This window comes from Haloterrigena sp. H1 (assembly GCF_005938085.1).
Classification (GTDB): Archaea; Halobacteriota; Halobacteria; order Halobacteriales; family Natrialbaceae; genus Natrinema.
Genome location: NZ_SMZK01000001.1, coordinates 398,848 through 418,112, shown reverse-complemented (window position 1 = coordinate 418,112; position 19,265 = coordinate 398,848). Strand labels below are relative to the sequence as shown.

The 19,265-nt window shown below is 63.4% G+C and carries 19 protein-coding genes; 11 read left to right on the top strand and 8 right to left on the bottom strand.

Annotated features, from left to right (window positions below; translation table 11 throughout):
* Positions 1 to 462 precede the first annotated feature (462 nt).
* On the bottom strand, positions 463 to 1,881 hold the full coding sequence (locus E2L06_RS02130) for an HPP family protein (RefSeq protein ID WP_138778161.1): 1,419 nt from the start codon (positions 1,879 to 1,881) through the stop codon (positions 463 to 465).
* 165 nt (positions 1,882 to 2,046) lie between these two features.
* Here E2L06_RS02130 and E2L06_RS02125 point away from each other — a divergent pair, with 165 nt between their 5' ends.
* On the top strand, positions 2,047 to 3,417 hold the full coding sequence (locus E2L06_RS02125) for a nicotinate phosphoribosyltransferase (protein ID WP_138778159.1): 1,371 nt from the start codon (positions 2,047 to 2,049) through the stop codon (positions 3,415 to 3,417).
* A 156-nt stretch (positions 3,418 to 3,573) separates the two neighbouring features.
* Here E2L06_RS02125 and deoC read toward each other — a convergent pair whose 3' ends face one another.
* Positions 3,574 to 4,209: a deoxyribose-phosphate aldolase gene (gene deoC / locus E2L06_RS02120; RefSeq protein ID WP_138778157.1), complete on the bottom strand. Its 636-nt coding sequence runs from the start codon at positions 4,207 to 4,209 to the stop codon at positions 3,574 to 3,576.
* 72 nt (positions 4,210 to 4,281) lie between these two features.
* On the opposite strand from deoC, the gene E2L06_RS02115 reads away from it, so the two are divergent.
* The 5 genes from E2L06_RS02115 to E2L06_RS02095 all read left to right on the top strand — a co-directional run bounded on the left by E2L06_RS02115 (position 4,282) and on the right by E2L06_RS02095 (position 8,643).
* Positions 4,282 to 5,313: a ribose 1,5-bisphosphate isomerase gene (locus tag E2L06_RS02115; RefSeq protein WP_138778155.1), complete on the top strand. Its 1,032-nt coding sequence runs from the start codon at positions 4,282 to 4,284 to the stop codon at positions 5,311 to 5,313.
* 218 nt (positions 5,314 to 5,531) lie between these two features.
* Entirely contained in the window at positions 5,532 to 6,353 is an 822-nt protein-coding gene (locus E2L06_RS02110) for a DUF63 family protein (RefSeq protein ID WP_138778153.1), read from the top strand.
* A 136-nt stretch (positions 6,354 to 6,489) separates the two neighbouring features.
* Positions 6,490 to 7,371, top strand: coding sequence for a carbohydrate kinase family protein (locus E2L06_RS02105; RefSeq protein WP_138778151.1), 882 nt, complete (start codon positions 6,490 to 6,492; stop codon positions 7,369 to 7,371).
* 147 nt (positions 7,372 to 7,518) lie between these two features.
* Entirely contained in the window at positions 7,519 to 7,821 is a 303-nt protein-coding gene (locus E2L06_RS02100) for a HalOD1 output domain-containing protein (protein WP_138778149.1), read from the top strand.
* 96 nt (positions 7,822 to 7,917) lie between these two features.
* The gene (locus E2L06_RS02095; RefSeq protein ID WP_138778147.1) at positions 7,918 to 8,643 is read left to right on the top strand and encodes a nucleoside phosphorylase; all 726 of its coding nucleotides are present in this window, start codon (positions 7,918 to 7,920) and stop codon (positions 8,641 to 8,643) included.
* Between the two features lie 15 nt (positions 8,644 to 8,658).
* Here the strand turns inward: E2L06_RS02095 and E2L06_RS02090 are convergent, their stop codons facing one another.
* Complete coding sequence (locus E2L06_RS02090; protein ID WP_138778145.1) at positions 8,659 to 9,453, bottom strand: HNH endonuclease; 795 nt, start codon at positions 9,451 to 9,453, stop codon at positions 8,659 to 8,661.
* A gap of 111 nt (positions 9,454 to 9,564) precedes the next feature.
* Here E2L06_RS02090 and E2L06_RS02085 point away from each other — a divergent pair, with 111 nt between their 5' ends.
* Positions 9,565 to 10,101 (top strand): amphi-Trp domain-containing protein, encoded by a 537-nt coding sequence (locus tag E2L06_RS02085; protein ID WP_138778143.1) that lies wholly within the window; start codon positions 9,565 to 9,567, stop codon positions 10,099 to 10,101.
* A 97-nt stretch (positions 10,102 to 10,198) separates the two neighbouring features.
* Here the strand turns inward: E2L06_RS02085 and E2L06_RS02080 are convergent, their stop codons facing one another.
* Positions 10,199 to 10,939, bottom strand: coding sequence for a DUF547 domain-containing protein (locus E2L06_RS02080; protein WP_138778141.1), 741 nt, complete (start codon positions 10,937 to 10,939; stop codon positions 10,199 to 10,201).
* A 117-nt stretch (positions 10,940 to 11,056) separates the two neighbouring features.
* Here E2L06_RS02080 and E2L06_RS02075 point away from each other — a divergent pair, with 117 nt between their 5' ends.
* The gene (locus E2L06_RS02075; RefSeq protein WP_138778140.1) at positions 11,057 to 12,082 is read left to right on the top strand and encodes an AI-2E family transporter; all 1,026 of its coding nucleotides are present in this window, start codon (positions 11,057 to 11,059) and stop codon (positions 12,080 to 12,082) included.
* Positions 12,083 to 12,177: 95 nt separating this feature from the next.
* On the opposite strand, the gene E2L06_RS02070 is transcribed toward E2L06_RS02075, so the two are convergent.
* Positions 12,178 to 12,705 carry a helix-turn-helix domain-containing protein gene (locus tag E2L06_RS02070; RefSeq protein WP_138778138.1) on the bottom strand — a complete coding sequence of 176 codons (528 nt, stop codon included), beginning with the start codon at positions 12,703 to 12,705 and terminating at the stop codon, positions 12,178 to 12,180.
* A gap of 233 nt (positions 12,706 to 12,938) precedes the next feature.
* Here E2L06_RS02070 and E2L06_RS02065 point away from each other — a divergent pair, with 233 nt between their 5' ends.
* Together E2L06_RS02065 and E2L06_RS02060 are read left to right on the top strand one after the other, a co-directional pair.
* Positions 12,939 to 13,286 carry a hypothetical protein gene (locus tag E2L06_RS02065; RefSeq protein WP_138778136.1) on the top strand — a complete coding sequence of 116 codons (348 nt, stop codon included), beginning with the start codon at positions 12,939 to 12,941 and terminating at the stop codon, positions 13,284 to 13,286.
* A 79-nt stretch (positions 13,287 to 13,365) separates the two neighbouring features.
* A complete protein-coding gene (locus E2L06_RS02060) occupies positions 13,366 to 14,619 on the top strand; it encodes a tRNA (N(6)-L-threonylcarbamoyladenosine(37)-C(2))-methylthiotransferase (protein ID WP_138778134.1) in 1,254 nt (417 codons plus the stop codon).
* A gap of 12 nt (positions 14,620 to 14,631) precedes the next feature.
* Here E2L06_RS02060 and E2L06_RS02055 read toward each other — a convergent pair whose 3' ends face one another.
* Positions 14,632 to 16,581 carry a PAS domain S-box protein gene (locus E2L06_RS02055; protein ID WP_138778132.1) on the bottom strand — a complete coding sequence of 650 codons (1,950 nt, stop codon included), beginning with the start codon at positions 16,579 to 16,581 and terminating at the stop codon, positions 14,632 to 14,634.
* A gap of 270 nt (positions 16,582 to 16,851) precedes the next feature.
* Entirely contained in the window at positions 16,852 to 17,391 is a 540-nt protein-coding gene (locus E2L06_RS02050; protein WP_138778130.1) for an HIT domain-containing protein, read from the bottom strand.
* Between the two features lie 248 nt (positions 17,392 to 17,639).
* Between E2L06_RS02050 and E2L06_RS02045 the strand changes: the two genes are divergently transcribed.
* Entirely contained in the window at positions 17,640 to 17,840 is a 201-nt protein-coding gene (locus tag E2L06_RS02045; protein ID WP_138778128.1) for a hypothetical protein, read from the top strand.
* A gap of 110 nt (positions 17,841 to 17,950) precedes the next feature.
* Here the strand turns inward: E2L06_RS02045 and map are convergent, their stop codons facing one another.
* On the bottom strand, positions 17,951 to 18,850 hold the full coding sequence (map, locus tag E2L06_RS02040; protein ID WP_138778126.1) for a type II methionyl aminopeptidase: 900 nt from the start codon (positions 18,848 to 18,850) through the stop codon (positions 17,951 to 17,953).
* Positions 18,851 to 19,265: the final 415 nt, after the last annotated feature.

Genomic DNA, 19,265 nt, shown 5'->3' with positions numbered 1-19,265 from the left:
CCGGAGAGAGATCGTCTCCAGAAAAACAGCTACGGTACGATACTAACTGACAGTAATACCAAAAGAAATAATACTAACTATTAGATACGTGTTAACTTCGCGCGTACAGAACCTCTCTGGCGGACTCTGGTGGTCGTCCTTCGGAAAGACACCGTTCTATTTGACGAGACCTCACTCGGTACGAGGGGGGTGTCCGGGGGTAGTATCACGACACTCACTCACTCGGTACGAGGGGTCACGGCAATAACTGACGATCATACAGCTGCGGCGCGGCACCCGATCCTTTCTCTCACGACAACTATTTTGGTCGATATTTTTCCGAGAGTAAGACGCCGTCGCGTCCGCAGTACAGTCGGTAAACAGGTACAAATTGATACGGACTCCTCTCAGTCAGTGCCGGCACACCCGCGTCCCGTCATGCGGGTGCGCCGGGACACAGTGGTAGCAGACCGTATGACAGTATCAGCGATGCCGTCCCCGGTGGACGATCGCCACGTCGGCCTCGAGATCGCTGAGCTTGCGAAACGTCGGTGGCGAGATGAACCGCGAGGCAGCCGAGCGGTCGGTGCTCGAGCCGACGAAGCAGACGTCGTACCGCGGTGCGACGCGAGTGAGGTAGATCTCGACCGACGCGGTCGCGACGTGGGTTTCGAAGCGGCCCGAGAAGGCGTCGACGAGATCGGCGAGCGTGCTCTCGGCCGTTCGGCGACGTGACTCGTCGTCGATACAGGTGCTGACGGTGACCGAGCGGCGGGGTTTGGTGACCCGGATTGCGAAGTCGACCATCGCCCGAGCGGTGTCGCCAGCACCCCGGACGGCGACCAGACTGTTACGCCAGCGCCGGCGGCGGGTGCCGTTCGAATGGAAGGCGATAACATCGATTTCGCTGTCGAACAACCCTTTGAGAAACGACGAGAGCCCGCCGCTCTCGTGTTCGGCATACGGTGCGACGACGAGATCACAGTTCTGCTGGCGGGCAGTCCGGAGGACGAGACCTGCGGATTGGGCGGATGCGGCCGCGACGACCGCCTCACAGGAGACGTCGTAGGCGGTCTCGAGATCGGCCGACAGCGACTCGAGTTGTCGGGCCACATCGCCGGCCGCGCGTTTGACGGATATCGACTCGCCCTGGCCGTCGGTGGCGTCAGCATCCTGCTCGGCGTCGGTTTCGTCGACGATATCGAAGAGCACCACCTTGCCAGCATCGTGGGCACCCGCGATCGACGCGGCGAACCGGGCGACGGTCTCGTCGGCGTCACCCATCGGGACGAGCACGTGATCGTCACCGGTGGTCGTCCCGTAGAGATAGCGAGCGCGCTGCTGGTAGAAGTGTCGCCGCCAGAGGACGAACGCGAGCGCGACGAACGTACTCGAGACGACGATCCCGAGGACGTATGCCAACTGCGCGTTGCCGGTCAAGAGGACGAGGAGCGCAGTCGAGAACGCCGCCGGCTCCTCGAGGTCGAGCGCCCACGTACAGAGGCCGGTAAAGAACACACTCAACGCAGCGCCCGAGGCGCTAACGCTCCCGCCATCCAACCCGGTGGCCGCCACCAGCGCGAGTGCGAGCCAGCCACAGAGCGCACCGGCAGTCATCCCGCCGACGAACGTCGACGGCGTGGCGTAAGTCCCCTCGGGATCGGCAAAGAGCGTGTACGTCCCCGACGCCAGCGGCGGAAACAGCAGAAACGAGACCGCCGCAGTCGCGTTCGCCAGCCACGTCACCGCCGCGATCAACAGCGGGACGAACACCAGCACCGAGAGATGCAAGAGATTGCCCGTCCGCTCGAGCCAGCGGGAGAAGGCGTCGAGTTCGCGCCGCTCGAGCCGGCGCAGTCGGCTTGCAAGCGCGAACAGTGCGTCCCGGACTCGCTCGAGCATGGGAGTCCGTTGTTCGCTGCGGGACCAAAGCCGTTTGGTTCGCAGGGGTGCGACACCGGGATCGGTCTCGTCGGCGGGACGGCACGATAGCGGCGACTCGGTTTCGAATGGGTGAGTCTGCCACGGGATCTTATTGCACGCAGTCCTGTAGTGGTCATCGAAGCTATGGCTCGCCCGTCCTTTGGCTATCTCACCCAGGAGACTGCACCGCTGTTTACCGACCTGTACGAGCTGCGGATGATGCAGGCGTACTCCAACCAGGACCACAACCCGGACGCGACGTTCAGTCTGTTCTTCCGGGACCTGCCTCCGAACCGGGGCTACATGGTGACCGCCGGCCTCGAGCAGGCGATCCACTACATCGAGAACCTCTCGTTTAGCGATCGGGCGCTCGAGTTTTTGACCGAACAGGGATTCGACGAGGGGTTCCTCTCGCAGTTGGCGTCGCTCGAGTTCACCGGCGAGGTGCGCGCGCTGCCCGAGGGAACGCTCGTCTTCGCGAACGAACCGATGCTCGAGGTGACGGCACCGATCCTGCAGGCGCAGTTGCTCGAGACGGTCGTGATAAACCAGATCGGCTTCCAGACGCTGATCGCGACCAAGGCGAGCCGGATGCGTGACGTGATCGACCGTCACGGGGACGACCAGCGGCTGGTGGATTTCGGCTCGCGGCGCTCGCACGGAACCGATGCGGGCATCAAGGCGGCGCGGGCCGCGTACGTCGGTGGCTTCGACGGCACCTCGAACGTCGCCGCCGGCGAGGCCTTCGACGTGCCGGTGTTCGGGACGATGGCCCACTCGTGGGTCCAGAGCTTCGAGTCCGAACGCGACGCCTTCGAGACGTTCGTCGACGAGCACGGCGCGGACAGCATCCTGCTGATCGACACCTACGACACGGTCGACGGGGCACGAATCGCCACGGAGGTCGCGGACGAGACCGGTGTGGATATCCGCGGCGTGCGACTCGATTCGGGAGACCTGCCCGCGCTCTCGAAGGCGGTCAACGACGTCGCCCCCGAACTCGACCAGTACATCTCCTCGGGGATCGACGAGTACACGATCCGGGAGTTCTTCGACCGCGACGGCGTCGGGGCGGGGTTCGGCCCCGGGACCGCGCTGGTCACGAGCACGGACGCGCCGAAAGTCGAGGGCGTCTACAAACTCGTCGCGGTCGAGCGGGACGGCGAGCTGCAGCCGTCGATGAAGCTCTCGAAGGGGAAGGTGACGTACCCGGGCGCGAAGAGCGTCCGACGGCTCGAGTCGGACGGCACCTACACCGAAGACGTGATCGGTCTCCGGGACGAGTCGCTGCCGGGCGAGGAACGGCTCGTAACCGTCATCGAGGACGGGACGCGCGTCCACGACCTGCCCGACCTCGAAACGATTCGCGCGACCGCACAGGAGCACCGCCGGCTGCTTCCCGAGAAACACCGCCGCATCGAGGAGCCAGCGCCCTACGACGTCCGGATCAGCGACGGGCTCGAGGCCGAGACCGACGAGTTGCGGACGACCCTCGAGCAGCGGGTCGACGAGTGAGACGGTCTGCTATATCGAGTTGCCGGCGCACCCGCGACCCGTCTTTCAGGTGCGCCGGCACTGACTGACAGGAGTCCGTATGATACTGCCGGACGAAACGGTTCGATCGTACTCGGAACACGATCGGGTGTGGTTACGGGCTGTTGTCCGGCAGTATCACTCCGGTGTGCCGTTAAGAATCGCCACGCCGCTGGAGGCCCCGATCCGGTCGGCACCGGCCTCGAGCATCGCGACGGCTTCGTCGTAACTGCCGATACCACCGCTGGCTTTCACGGGAAGATACTCGCTCATGAGGGCGACGTCGTCGGTCGTGGCGCCGTCGTCGGCGAAGCCGGTCGAGGTCTTGACCATCGCCGCGTCAGCCGCCGCGGCGGCCTCGCAGGCCCGGCGTTTCTCGTCGTCGGACAGGAGCGCGGTTTCGATGATCACCTTCACGGGGATCGGCACGGCAGCGACCAGTTCCGCGAGTTCGTCGCGAACCGCGTCGTCCGCGCCAGATTTTAGCCGGCCGACATTGCATACGACGTCGAGTTCGTCGGCACCGGCTCGCCACGCCGTCACGCCTTCCTCCCGTTTCACGTCGGAGTCGTGGTGGCCGTGGGGGAAGCCGACGACCGTCGCGAGCGTCACGTCGGGTGCGTACTCGGCTGCCAGTCCGACCGCGTACGGGGGGATACAGGCGTTCATTCCGTACTCCTGTGCCTCATTGAGGACCGTCCGTACGTCGTCGGGCGTCGTCTCGGGGCCGAGGACGGTGTGATCGATCAGGGGGGCGAGGTCGCTACGATTCATACGGGTGTGGACTCGCCGGACGGGCAAAAACCCGCCCGGTCACTTTTCATGACCGGTGTGCAACCATCCCTCATGGAAGGTGCCGAACCCGGCGTCGTACCGGCCGTCGAGTCCACCGCCGACGACATCACCGCGATGCGGATTCGCGGCGCCGCGGCGATCGCCGACGCGGCAGCCGAGGCCCTCGCAACGCAGGCCGAACGCTCCACGGCCGACACCCCCACGGCGTTCGAGCGGGGACTCCACGCCGCCGCGGAGACGCTCTACGAGACGCGACCAACCGCGGTCAGCCTCCCGAACGCCCTTCGCTACGTCCTTCGTGGGATGGACGGCGACACCGTCGCCGACCTGCGTTCGTCGACGATCGCTCGCGCCGAACGCTTCCAGCGCGACCTCGCACAGGCCCAGGATCGCCTCGGCGAGATCGGCGCACACCGGCTTCAGGACGGCGACACCGTGATGACACACTGTCACTCGACAGACGCACTCGCGTGTCTCGAGGCCGCCCTCGAGGCGGGCAAAGAGCTCGAGGCGATCGTCAAGGAGACCCGCCCGCGCAAGCAGGGCCATATCACGGCCAGACAGTTGCGCGAGTGGGACGTGCCGGTGACGCTGATCGCTGACAACGCAGCCCGGCGATATCTCGACCGGACGGACCACGTCCTCGTCGGGGCTGACAGCATCGCGGCCGACGGGAGCGTGATCAACAAGATCGGCACGAGCGGGCTGGCGGTCAACGCCCGCGAGCGGGGTGTTCCGGTGATGGTCGCAGCCCAGACGATCAAACTCCATCCGGATACGATGACCGGCCACACGGTCGAGATCGAGATGCGGTCGGAACGCGAACTACTCGCCGACGAGGAGCGTGCGGCGATCATCGGCGAGGACCTCGAGCCGGAGACGACCGGCGACGATGACGAGTTCGCAGCGACCGACAGCGGCCTAACTGTCGAGAATCCCGCCTTCGACGTTACACCGCCCCGGTACGTCGACGCGATCGTAACCGAACGCGGCCAATTTCCACCCGAAAGCATCGTGACGCTCATGCGGGAACTGTTCGGCGAGTTGACCGACGATCCGTGGAACGACTATAGTAGCCACTGAACGTCACTGCACACCCGATCGCACGACTGCTGTGCGATCCATGTGTAAATCGTTTCAGTTGGTACTCTAGAAGACTGGCGAACACCAGTCCGAGAACACTCGATCGCGACTGCCTGCGATCGGACGTGTAGCGACGGTCAGCGGCGATGACAACTGTTCCTTTCATGGGTCTTCGATAATCGGAAAGTGTTAGTTACTGCTGTGAGCAACACCTGGCTATGGTAGTACCCGAGGGGTTTGTCGTCCCACCATGGTATCTGCTGGTTCCAGTCCTCGTGATCCTGGGGGGCGTCATCGCGCTGCTGTGGGCGCTCGAGCCGCCGGTGACCGATCGGACGGTGATCGCGTTTGCACCCTGGATGATGTTCGGCTCGAGTTTGCACGTCCTCTACAAGCTGGATGCGTTTCCGGCGGACATCGCACCCCTGTTCAGTGCGCCGATGGTTTATGCGGTGACCGCGGTTATCGCGGGACTCGCCTGGGTTATCGCGATCTTCCTCCACGTCGGTGGCCTCCAGCCGACGATCGTGCGGTTCGTCGGGATCTCCGGAACGGCGTTTTTCACCGTCTTCGCGATGTTCGCGATCTTCCAGAGCATCGAGCTGGGGACCTTCGAGCCGTTCTGGCCCGTCGTTTCCGTCATCGTCGCCGGCATCGTCACCGCGCTCGCATGGCTCGTGCTCAGCCTCTGGTTTACCGACGTCGCGGCGACGACGGGCATGACCGGGGCGCTTGTCGTCTTCGGCCACACGTTAGACGGCGTCACGACCGCAGTGGGGTACGACATCCTCGGGGCCAGCGAAAACGTCCCTCTCTCGTTGCTGATCCTCGAGACCGGGGGCTCGCTGCCGACCGCCGAGCACATCGGTTCTGGGTGGTTGTTCGTCCTCGTCAAGGTCGGCCTCGCGATGGTCATCCTTGGGCTGTTCCGGGAATACGTCGCAGACCGGCCCCGACAGGCTCGGACGCTCCTCGCGCTGGTCGCCGCGGTCGGCCTCGGTCCGGCCGTTCACAATGCGCTGTTGTTCACGGTGGGCTGATACGGCCTGCTGTCACTGCGTTCCACGCCCCCACGACCCGCCATACGGGTACGCCGGAGATCAGTCACGGCCGGGACGATACTGATCACCGACACTAGATTTTTATCGGCGGCTCCCGTCCTCCCACTGGCATCGAATGTCTTCGGTATCGGTTCTCGTAGCCGGACACGTCAACTGGGACGTGACCCTTCGTGTCGACAGGCTTCCCGAACCCGACGGCGAGGCCGCGATCCGCTCACAGCGCCAAGCCGGCGGCGGCAGTGCCGCCAACGTCGCCGCCGCACTCGCCACGTTGGGCGTCGAGACCGAGCTGATCGGCAGCGTCGGCGACGACGACAACGGCCTGCTCGCCCGCCGGGAACTCGAGGCCGCGGGCGTCTCCGTGGCGGGCGTTCGCGTGATCGACGACGCCGAGACGGCCGTCAAGTACCTGTTGGTCGACGAAGACGGCGAGGTCGCGATTCTGGGCAACGACGGTGTCAACGAGGCCGTCACGCCCGCTGACCTCGAGCCGGCCCGGATCCGGGCGGCCGACCACGTGCATCTGACCGGCCAGCGGCCCGACACTGCCGCGGCGATCGCACGTATCGCCAGCGAAGCCGGGGGTTCGGTCAGCTTCGATCCCGGCCGCCGACTCGCCGACCGGGACTACGACGACGCGCTCGCACTCGCAGATGTCGTCTTCGTGACCGACCGAGAGGCGACGGCGCTGTTCGCAGACGAGTCGACGGCACCACTGGCCGACGATCGGATCATCGTCGTCACCTGTGGTGCCGACGGTGCAGAAGCGTACACCCCGGCAGGGTCGCACGTCCACGCCGGGTTCGACGTCGAGCCAGTCGATACCGCCGGTGCGGGCGATGCCTTCGCCGCGGGCTTTCTCGCGACCTGGCTGGCGGGCGACGGGATCGACCGCGCACTCGCCTACGGAAACGCCTGCGGATCACTGACTGCGAGTCGTGACGGCGCGCGGAGCGCCCCGACGGCCGAAGCCGTCGAAGACGTTCTCACGTGCTGATAGGTACGTAATGCTTTTTGATATCGGCGGGCTCACCGTAATCGGCTGCCATCGGGTGGTTCTCACCGGGTGCCGTCTGACGGTAGTTATATACCCAGGGACGTTGGCCACTCGAGTGAGACGGTCACGATCTCGTGACTGAGAGACATGACGAAAGGAAGGGTAACCGAGTCCAACGGATGTAGCCCCAGACGGCACATCCAGTACGAACGAGACGCCGACGAGCCGCCGAGTATCGCCGCTGCAATGGCACTGGCCCAGTACTTCGGTAACGATGTGACTGCGACCAGTACACGGCTGTACGACTACATCGAGCCGGATGCGCTCGATAGCCTCTTCGCCGATACGAATCGTGGTGCCGAGCGGCCGACAGGAACAGTCGAGTTCGAGGTCGACGACGCCGTCGTCACGATCCGACCCGACCGTATCGACGTGTGTCCGACTCGGTAAGCGATCCGCTGGACGCACACCGGCAAGGGATTCCGGGGTGGCATCGAAACCCGGCACGACGAACCTTTTTTCTCAGTACCGACGGAAGCCACCGGTATGACACAGCCCCATCTGCTGGTCGACGAGGGAGAGCTGACGGATATCGCGCTTATCCCGGGCGATCCCGGGCGGGTCGACCGCATCGCTGATCACTGTGACGACGCCGAGACGATCGCCGAAAACCGCGAGTACAAGATCGTCAACGCCACCTACGAGGACCGAGAGCTGACGATCTGCTCGACGGGGATCGGCTGTCCCTCGGCCGCGATCGCCATCGAAGAACTCGCCAACGTCGGCGTCGAGACGTTCCTCCGGGTCGGCACCACGGGGGCGCTTCAGTCGGACATCGAAATCGGCGACATGGTCGTCGCGACCGGCGCGGCGAAAAACGAAGGCACCACGAAGCGCTACGAGGCCGTCGAGTACCCAGCCGTGCCGGACTACGACGCGCTGTCGGCACTGGTCGACGCAGCACAAGCGAACGACGAGGACGTCCACGTCGGCCCCGTTACCTCCGACGACGCCTTCTACGCCGAAACCGGCGATACCGTCGCCGACTGGGAGGACGCCGGCCTGCTCGCCGTCGAGATGGAAGCCGCCGCCGTCTTCTCGCTGGCTCGCCGAAAGGGGCTGCGCGCCGGCGCGATCTGTACCGTCGACGGCAACCTCGTCGAAGGCACCCAGAAGGGGACCGACACCGAGGACGACGAACTCCCCGACAAGGCCAAGAACAACGTCGGTCGCGCGATCGATATCACACTCGAGGCGGCCCGGAACCTCTAGGCGGTCAACTGCGGACTACGCGGTCAACCGCTCTGCGAGTGCCGTCGTCCGATCGGTCAGTGTGTCGGTCGTCTCGGAGGCGTCCTGCAGCGTCTCGTTGATCGTGCCGAAGAGTTGATCGAACGCGATCGATCCACTGGTGTGGCGCCAGTCGGCCGTCTCCCGAGCCTCGAGTCCACAGGTCGAACACGTCTTTCCCTCGAGCGAGTCGAAACAGCCGTGGCAGCGTTCGAGACCCGCGACGACTGTCTCGCTCAGCTCGACAGTCTCGATGAGCCCCGACTGGAGAGTTGCTGCTGTCTCGGTGAACGCTTCGAGCGACGGCCGAACATCGGAATCGACGGCCGATTCGAGGACAGCGAGTTCCTCGAGGTGGGCATCGACGACCGCCATCGAAAGCAGGACGTCGCGCCGGGTGCAGCGGTAGTCCGACATCGCGTCGTCGCTGTCGGCTTCAGTCCCGTCGTCGCGGGCGGACTCGAGGGTCGCGGGCAGTGACGTCGATAGGGACGCGAAGGTAGCGACGTCCGAAATCGACGCCCCCTGTAGTCGAGTCGTCTCGCGGACGCGGTGAAACAGCGTCTCGGCGGTGACGGCGGTCGCCGCTGAGGGTGTCTCGAGCATATCGAGACAGTCCGCACAGACGGTGACGAGTGCGCTTTCGTGAACGGTCCCCTCGCGCGGCACGTCACCGACAGGATGGAGTCGAATCGTCGTCGCGTCGTCGCCGACGGTCTCGCAGTGGCGACACGTGAACGCGTCGCGGTCGAATACGGACTCTCGGTCGGCGGTCCAGTCGCGTGCAGTCACGAGCGAGCGAAGACAGCGCGGCGACAAAAACACACCGGCAGGAGAGCCGATCGAACTCGGCCGACGACAGCGAGGACCAACCACTAACACACAGCGCCACGAAGCCCCGCTATGACCGACACAGCGGACGGTGCTAATCGATCGGACGAATTAGACACAGATGATCGCTTCTCCCTCGAGCGTGCATACGACCGCACGGACGTCGCGGAACTCCTCCGCGAGTTGACGGCCGCTGCCGAGTCGGGACGGCCGGTTACCCTCTCCGACGACGGCCAGACAGTCAGGCTCACGATTCCCGACCGTGTCGTCGCCGGCATCGAGGCGATAAGCGAGTCCGACAGCGACCCGCCGGTTGCCGACCTGACGCTGAACCTCGAGTGGGACGACCCCGACGGCTCGAGTGTTCGGATCACCGATCGCGACGAGGGCGACGCGACGGACGCCGAGCCGACGAACGGTACCGAGCGAGCCAGCCGGTTCGAGGTCTACGAGGATGCGGCGGGCGAGTGGCGCTGGCGACTCGTCCACTGGAACGGCAACATCATCGCCGACAGCGGCGAAGGCTACGCCTCGCGGTTCAACGCCGAACGCGCCGCTCGTGGCGTCATGCGAAACGCGCCGACAGCGACCATCCAGCGACGCGACTGAAACGGACACCTCCCAGTGGGTTCCGGCGCACCCGCGACCCGTCATGCGGGTACGCCGGGACATAGTGGTAGCAGACCGTACGAGACGGCCGACGGGATTACCGCCGAAGGTCGTTCCCGTCGAGGTCGACGTCGAGGTCGGCCGACCAGTCGATGCGCTCGTACTCGAGCGACGGCGTGGTGTCAGTCGGCACGGCGTTGTACTCTCGAAGGAACGAAACGATACCGCTCGTTCCCCCGAAATCGCCCCGATACTGGCGGAAGAGTCGCGGTACCGTCGCCGTCACGTCGTCGGGATCGTAGGAGACGTTTTCCTCTAAGAACCACTCGATGGCGATGTCCAGTTCCTCGTCGACGTCACGGGGCGAGTAGACCGCGATCGGCGGACAGTGGTCGGCCCCGTGACTCAGCGCGAAGTGGATCCGTGGATCACACTCCCCGAGGCGGAACTGCCGTTCGAACGGCGAGGGAAACAGTCGCGGTAGATAGCCCATCCCCCACGGCAGTTTCGAACTCCGGAGCAGGCCGTGCTCGATGTCATTGAGACTCAGCCAGACGCCGCTGATCGGGATCTGATCGCGTGCGAAGAACTTCCACTCGTCGAGCAACCCGCCGTCGAACAGGTCGTCGTCGGCCTCCTCCTCGAGGAGGAGCTGGGCGTACGCGTTATAACAGTTGAGCCAGAACGCGAGTTTTCCCTCGCGACCGGTCAGTGCCCGATCCAAGTGCGACCGCTCGAGCGCCGCGAGGCGTTCCCGCAACGGGTCCGCGTCACCCTCGGTCTTGACTGTATAGAGGAGATCGGCCGAGAGCGAGAGGGGATCGAGCTGCGTCGACATTCAGGTACGACTTCACCAACCAAGCCCTTGAAGGCGTGTGACGTTTCGTGACGACAGTCTCGACTGGCGATACGTTCAAGACGTGGTTTTATTTCGCTGACACTGGAAAGAACGCCCGTGAATCTTAGCAAGGGATTTCTGCTAGCTGTCGTCGTCCTCTTTGCGTATCTCTCGTTGTTACTTGCGCTTCCCTTCTTCCAGTACATTCTCGGCGCTGTCCTCGTGGCATACATCCTCTCGCCGGTCCAGACCGTCCTCGAGAGACGGGGCGGGATTTCACCGCCGATCGCCGCCTTCGGACTCGTCGCCGCGACGGTTGCGGGCGTCGTCGTCCCGCTGGTCATCCTCATCGCACTGGTCGCCAGCGATGCCCGACGGCTCGTCGAAAACGCCGATACGGGATCGGTCGGAACCTCCGACCTCGAGCGACGTATCGAGGAGCAAACCGGCATGAGCGTCGACCTGACCGCAACGATCACCGACTCCGCCCAGGGGATCGGTACCACGGTCCTCGAGCAGTCGACCACGTGGTTTAGCGCACTGACCCACACCGCCGTCGGGCTCGGCGTCGCGATCTTTCTGCTGTACTACCTACTCAAAGACGGGAACGCACTGTTGGCCTGGATCAGGGAGTTGACGCCGCTGCCGGACGACGTTCAGGACGATTTCTATCGGGAACTGGACGCAGTGATGTGGGCCGTCCTCGTTGGCCACGTCCTGATCGCGATCATCCAGGGAACGCTCGCCGGACTGGGACTGCTCGCGACCGGAATTCCGAACGCTGCGTTCTGGACGGTGGTCATGATCGTCCTCTCGTTGATCCCGCTGATCGGCTCGTTTCTCGTGTGGGGGCCGGCTGTGGGCTTTCTGTTCCTGACGAACGAACCGGTGCTTGCGGTGGCACTCCTCGTCTACAGTACGATCATCGTCGGCCTCTCCGACGACTACCTCCGGCCGATTCTCGTCGATCGCTACGCCGATCTCAATCCCGCCGTGATTATCCTCGGCGTCCTCGGCGGCGTCTATGCGTTTGGCGTCATGGGACTGTTCTACGGCCCCGTCGTTCTCGGCGCGCTGATCGCGACGCTGAACGTGGTCAACGACAACTACAACGAACTCGAGGGGGCACAGGGAGTCCAGTGACGGGGTGGCCCGTCATACGGTCTGCTGTACCGATGTACCGGTGCAACCGCAGTGCGGGTCGCGGTTGCACCGGAAATGACTTACAGTAGTCCGTATCAGGAGTGTGACTCGCTCCCTGCGAGCAACTCGTCGACGAGCCGCGTAAACCGATCGACGAGTCGATCGGGCACCGTCGGCGTCACCGTCGACAACAACTGGCCGGTCGCGTCGGGGTTTGCGAGCTCGAGGACGACGCGATTGCGCTCGTCGTAGCGCTTGTCGACGATTTCGTGCTCGACCAGCCGGTCGAGGTGGTACTCGAGCGTACTCCGGGCGATCCCGAGGTCGTCGGCGATGTCGGCGGGTGCAGCGGGTTCGTGTTCGATCAGATGCGTGACGATCTCGCGGGCGGTTTCGCGACGGAACAGCGCCAGCGCGCTTCGCTCCCACGCGTCGTACTTCGGCGGATAGTAGTGGGTCCGGCCGTACCACTCTTCCCGGACGAGGCGGTCGTCCTCGAGCAGTCGGCGGATGTGATACTGGATCTGTCCCGGCGCGAACGCCGATTCCCTGACGAGTTCATTGAAGTGAACGCCAGCGTTGGCCTGGACGTGGGCGCAAATCTCATCTCGCGTGTCTGTCATGTCGCTATCTCCCCCAGAGGGGTCGTATCCGTGCCTAGCGGTGGGGGGCATATAACGGGTTCACCGCGTTCTCACTCGCCGAGAACCGCCGTCTTACGGCGTTTAGAGTCTGAAACGTCCACGTGAGCCGTCGTCGAAACGGTCGACTAATCGCTTCGATACTTCCTCACGGCTTTTCACGAACGGACCAAAGGGAATAGGTTGCTGCCACTCCCAGTTCAGATGTCGATCACATGGTGCTCGCGCTGTCGTTTACCGACGAGTGGCTCGATCCGCAACTCGCGCCCATCCTCGTCGCCGTCATCATCCTCGCCGTCATCGGAACGACGGCATTGTTCGTCATCGGTCTCGTCGCGTACTCGCAGCGGCGGTCGGCCCGCTACGTCCTGATCACGGCCGTGCTGGGAATCCTCGTCGTCCGTTCGGTGATCGGACTTGGAACCGTCCTCGGAGTCACCCCGATGACGGTCCATCACCTCATGGAGCACGGCTTCGACTTCCTCATCGCGGTCTTGCTCCTCTATGTGGTCTATCGGAGCGGTTCCTCGAACCGACGCGCGTCTCGAGGCTTCGACGACTAACCGACGGATCGGAGCAGCTACAAGCGAACCCGATCCGTCGGGCTTTTGCCGTCCGGTCCCCGACAGTTGGACGAAACGGATGGCCCGGTATCACATCGAAACGTATGGGTGTACGTCGAATCGCGGAGAGAGCCGTGAGATCGAGCGACGGCTCCGCGATGCGGGTCACTACCGGGTCGACGGACCGGACGAGGCCGATGTCGCGATCCTCAACACCTGCACCGTCGTCGAAAAGACCGAGCGAAACATGCTCCGACGGGCCGAGGAGCTGGCCGACGAGACGGCCGATCTCTTCATCACCGGCTGTATGGCCCTCGCACAGGGCGAGGAGTTCGCCCAGGCCGACATCGACGGCCAGGTCCTCCACTGGGACGAGGTGCCCGAAGCCGTCACCAACGGCGAGTGTCCGACGACGACCCCCGACGCCGAACCGATCCTCGATGGCGTCGTCGGCATCCTCCCGATCGCACGGGGCTGTATGTCCGACTGCTCGTACTGTATTACCAAGAAGGCCACCGGCAAGATCGACTCACCGCCGATCGAGGAAAACGTCGCAAAGGCCCGCGCGCTGATCCACGCCGGCGCAAAAGAGATCCGGATCACCGGTCAGGACACCGGTGTCTACGGCTGGGACGAGGGCGAACGCAAGCTTCACCGCTTGCTCGAGGAAATCTGCGCCATCGATGGCGACTTCCGGGTCCGCGTGGGGATGGCTAACCCGAAAGGCGTCCACGGCATCCGCGAGGAACTCGCCGACGTCTTCACCGAGCACGACGAACTCTACGACTTCCTGCACGCGCCGGTCCAGTCCGGCAGCGACGACGTCCTTGGCGATATGCGCCGCCAGCATCAGGTCGCAGAGTATCTCGAGGTCGTCGACACCTTCGACGCGGCGCTTGATTACTGGACGCTGTCGACGGACTTCATCGTCGGCTTCCCCACCGAGACCGACCACGACCACGCACAGTCGATGGCCCTGCTGCGGGAGACGCGCCCGGAGAAGATCAACGTCACGCGCTTCTCGAAGCGACCGGGTACCGACGCCGCCGAGATGAAAGGGCTGGGCGGGACGGTCAAGAAGGAACGCTCGAAGGAGATGAGCGAGCTCAAACGCGACCTCGTCGCCGACGCCTACGCGGACATGGTTGGCGAACGGCGCGATGACTGTCTCGTCGTCGAGGAGGGGACCGCCGACTCCGTCAAGTGTCGCGATTCGGCCTACCGACAGCTCATCGTCCAAAACGCAAGCGAACACGGACTCGAGCCTGGCGACTTCGTCGACCTCGAGGTGACGGCCCACGAGACGATGTACGCGTTCGGAATGCCGGTGTAAACGGAGCGACGCTCACCGAAACAGGACCGTCGGCCGCCGTTGAACCGTCTCGATCGATTCGTCCGGCGTGATCGCCGGGAGCCGAATCGTAGCGATGGAACCACTCGACCCCTCGTTCGCACGGATCTGAAACGAGCCACCGTAGCGCGTGACGATCCAGTTGACGATCCAGAGTCCGAGCCCTGATCCGTGTTCGAGCGCCTCCTCTGTTCCGTTGGCGATCACAGCGGTCTCCATCGCGTCGATACCGGGACCGTCGTCTTCGACTGTCAGTTCGATCCACTCACCGTCGTCTCTCGCCGAAATCTCGACCCACGGCTCGGACGAGGGGTTGTGTTTGAGCGCGTTTTCGACGAGTTCAGAAACCGCTTGCTCGAGTTCGGGGCCACCACAGAGTTGGCGATCGGTTCGAACGGTCACGTCAACCGTCGCGCCGGCGAGCTGCTGTCGATAGTCGTCGGCAACGGTCGTCAGGAGCGAGTCGGTCTCGAGACGCTGTGGATCGCGTTCGCGCCGCGAAACCCGTTCCAGCGTCCGCGCTTGCTCGCTCAGTTCGATCAGGTCCTGGGCAGTCGTCGATAGCTGGTCACCGAGTGCAGTGACGTCGGGATCGGCCTCGGTCTCGAGGCGGGTTCCCAATCCCAGGAGGACGTTCATGTCGTTTCGCAGGTTGTGCCGAAGCACCCGGTTGAGCAATCGAACGAGCTGTTCAGTCCGCTTTCGCTCGGTGATATCCGTCTGGAACCCGAGGTAGTGAGTCACGGTACCGTCGTCGTTTTCGATGGGCGTGATTCGGACCTGATTCCAGAACGGCGTCCCGTTTGCCTGATAGTTGAGGAGCTCGGTCGAAACCGGTTCGGCTGCATCGATCCGTTCGCGGAGGAGGTCGACGGCCGCAGCATCGGTCGCATCGCCCTGTAGAAAGCGGCAGTTTTGCCCGAGCGCGTCGGCAGCATCGTAGCCAGTCACCTGCTCAAATCCGCGGTTGACGTAGACGAGCGGCTCGTCGGGCTGTCGAGCATCGGCGATCGAAATACCGAGACGTGCCTCATCCATCGCACGGTTCTTGATTCGTAGTTCCCGTTCACGCTCTTTCCGGGCAGAGATGTCGCGTCCGACGCCTTGAACACCGACAACATCGCCGTTCTCGGTGATCGGTGTGGCGTTGACCGCCAGTGGGACACGATCGCCGCTGGTATCGACGAACGTCAACTCGAGGGTTTCGACCGTCGTTCCCGCGAGCACCTCCGAGTACGCCGACATCGCTGTTTCGGTCGACGACGCTGCGATAACGTCGGTGATGTGTCGTCCAACCAAGTCCGCGGGCTCGTAGCCCAACACGCGTTCGACGGCCGACGAAACGTACGTAAACTCCCCCTCGAGATCGACTCGGAACAGGATGTCGAAACTCGTTTCGGCGATCCCTTCGAACCGGCGCTTTTCTCGCTGCAGGCGTTCGTTTCGCTTCCGGAGTTCGCGTTGGTGGGCCTCGCGCTCGAGTGCATTGCCGATCAGTTTGGCGACCAGTTCAAGGAACGTCTCTTCGGCTTCGGTAAAGGGCGTGTCACGGTCGTCAGTCGACGCGAAACAGACCGTTCCGTAGAGATCGCCGTCGACGACGACCTTGCTGCCGATGTACGTTCCCAGATCGAAGGTCTCGATCGCGGCGTCGGGAACCGGCGCTGTCGCCGCCTGCTGGACGGCAAGCGGAACGTCCATCTCGATCGTTCGACGGCAGTAGGCATCCTCGAGCGGGCAGCTTTCGCCCGGCTGAAGCAGTTCGTGCGAGCCTGTCGCGTAGACGACCGTCTGTGTCCCGTCTTCGATCGACGTGAGAAACCCGAAGGGGAGATCGAAATACTCCGTTCCGATATCGAGAGCACGAGTGATCCGGGATTCGACATCGGCCTCGGTATCGATAAAAACGTCGTACAATGCTTCGCGAAACGAACTTCCGTCCATCTGCGTTCGCTTTAGAAATGCAAGACGAAATGTGTTGTGTAGCCTGATATTGATACTATCGGACAGCAGTCAATACGACGTCGGTCGTGGATTCGCGGCCGTCTCCACCGGTGACGGCCGCAGCAGCGCGACCGACCGTCACGTCGTTCTGTCCAGCAGTATGAGACACAATTACAGTGGCTCGCTCGAGTGTGTACTGACTGGTGTCCGAGAGGAGCACACCCGAGACGGGCCGTCCACACGATCAGAAAATCTCACCTGCAGCGTCTGCTACTCGATCTCGACGGCACGATCCTCGCCCGGAACGGTCGCGCCATTCTGAGCGGCAAACGCATCGCGAACGTGATCGTACGTTTCCTCAAGCGCTTCGACGATCACCGTGGTGTCGCTCAGCACTGGCATGAAATTGGTGTCGCCCTGCCAGCGTGGGACGACGTGAGTGTGCAGATGGTCGTCGATCGAGCCACCAGCCCCGTTTCCGAGGTTCAAGCCGGCATTGAACCCGTCTGGCTCGAGTGCAGTCTCGAGCGCATCGAAGGTTCGCTGTTTCAAGCGGGCATGATCGAGGAGAATCTCGTCTTCAAGCACCCCATACTCACCGGTATGTGTGTGGGGGATTACCATCGTGTGACCTGGGTTGTACGGATAGTTGTTCAACATGACGAAGGCGTGATCACTTCGTGCAACGATCAGGTTCTCTCGGTCGGCCTCCTGTTCGGGGAGTTCACAGAAGACACAGCCTTCGATCTCTGCGTTCTTGTCCTCGCGTCTGATCCACTCGATACGCCACGGTGCGAACACCTGCTCCATACTGATGCTCTCTCGGGGCTCCGGTAAAGGATTTCAGTTCGAACACCCGCATCAATCAGTCCGATACACCAAGATAGGAGTCATAGTAGATTACAACTGCGTCTTGAAGGAACGCGAATCACTCGTAAACAGTAGCGAACACTCTGTGGCGTTTTTTCGGCGAGATTAACGCCGTCTTGCGATTTTTGCGTTGCACGCCGCAAAATGAAGCAGGGGTTTAAGGTAATGCTACGACAGCTAATGTGACAATGGCAACGACTGACGATTCCTTTAACGGGATGACCGAGCACTGCGACGAATGCGATCTCGAAACTCTCCACGAGGTGTCCGTTCAGATCCGTACCGAGAGCCTCAAGAAAGAGAACGCACAGTTCTCTCGCGAACCGTACCGCGTGGCCGAGTGTCAACGGTGTGGCAACCGCACTAGCCAACGGATGAACAACGCTTGACCGGCCCTGCGGTTCGAACACCAGCGCCCGTTATCCGGTCACCCGTGTCCGTCACTTCTTCCACGCTGTCTCTCGGCTAATCCTATATTACCGATCCCGATCGCTGATGACTATCGTGCCGTCGTTACTTCACAGCCGTCCTCAGTGATGATGATCGTGTGTTCTTTCTGACTGACGAGGTAGCCGTCGTCTTCCTTGAGAACGGGGTAGCCGTGAACGATGTCGTTGCGCTTGAGTCGGCGCAGCGCCATCTCCGGGCGATCCGTCTCGAGCCAACGCGTCGCGAACGGTAGCGTCCGGAACTCCTCGGTGATCTGTTCGAGCGCGTCGCGGGCCTGCCGGTTGCGAACCGTGCTCTCGCGCTGGAGCGAGAAGATCTCCTCGCTTGCGCCCTCCGTGACCTTGCCGCCGCCGTCGGTTGCGAACGGTTCAATTGCGACGACGTCGCCGACCTCGAGCGTCGTGCCCTGCGAGACGGCTCGATTGGGGATGTTCGGACTGGTGTGTTGTTCCCAGTGGCCCAGGCCGTGGCCCGTGAGGTTGACGACGGGATTGTAGCCGTAGCCGTCGATCACGTCCTCGATCTCCGCGCCGATGTCGCCGGTGTCGACGCCCGGCTCGACGATTTCGAGCGCGGCCTCGAGCGCCTGTTCGGACGCCTCCGCGAGTTCGGGAGTGCCCGACAGGTCGACGGTGATGGCGGTGTCGGCCAGCCAGCCATCGACGTGGACGCCGATATCTAAGTTGACCATCTCTTCACCGAAGGTCGTCTCGTCACCGATCGACGGCGTCGCGTGGGCAGCCTCCTCGTCGACGGAGATGTTGACGGGAAAGGCGGGCTGGCCGCCGAGTTCCCGAATCCGGTCTTCGGCCCACTCGGCGACCTCGAGTTGGCTCGCGCCAACCTCGACGCGGTCGGCTGCTTCCTCGCGTACCTGCGCGAGGATCTCGCCCGCCTCGCGGTGTTTCTCGTACTGCTCTGACTCGAGGTCGACCTCGGATTCGGCCATGCACCGGGGTTGGTTCGGTCGACAAAAAGAGGTTCCGTCTCCTCGCTGGATGGCGCTGCGACCGCGTTGCGGAGCCGGTTGGTCACTGTCCGGACGCGAGTGGTGAGCGAACGACGGTGCGCCCGACTGTTACGGAAGTAATACGGGATAATACCCTGCCGCTTCACGAAACGGTCGCCACGGGTTATACCGGATGCACGTCTCGAGTACGATGGCGTGAGAGACGCCACGAACCGAGCAGGCCGTCACAGATATCGGCTCAAGCCCACGGCTGTCGCCACGGGACCGCAACCAGGCACGAACGCTCCCGGCGGATCACTCGAGCGGTTGCGAAGCGACAGTCATCGCTCTCTTCTTTCTCGGGTCGACGCGACGGGCCGTGCTGTCATACGATCTGCTGTACTGATTTGTCGGC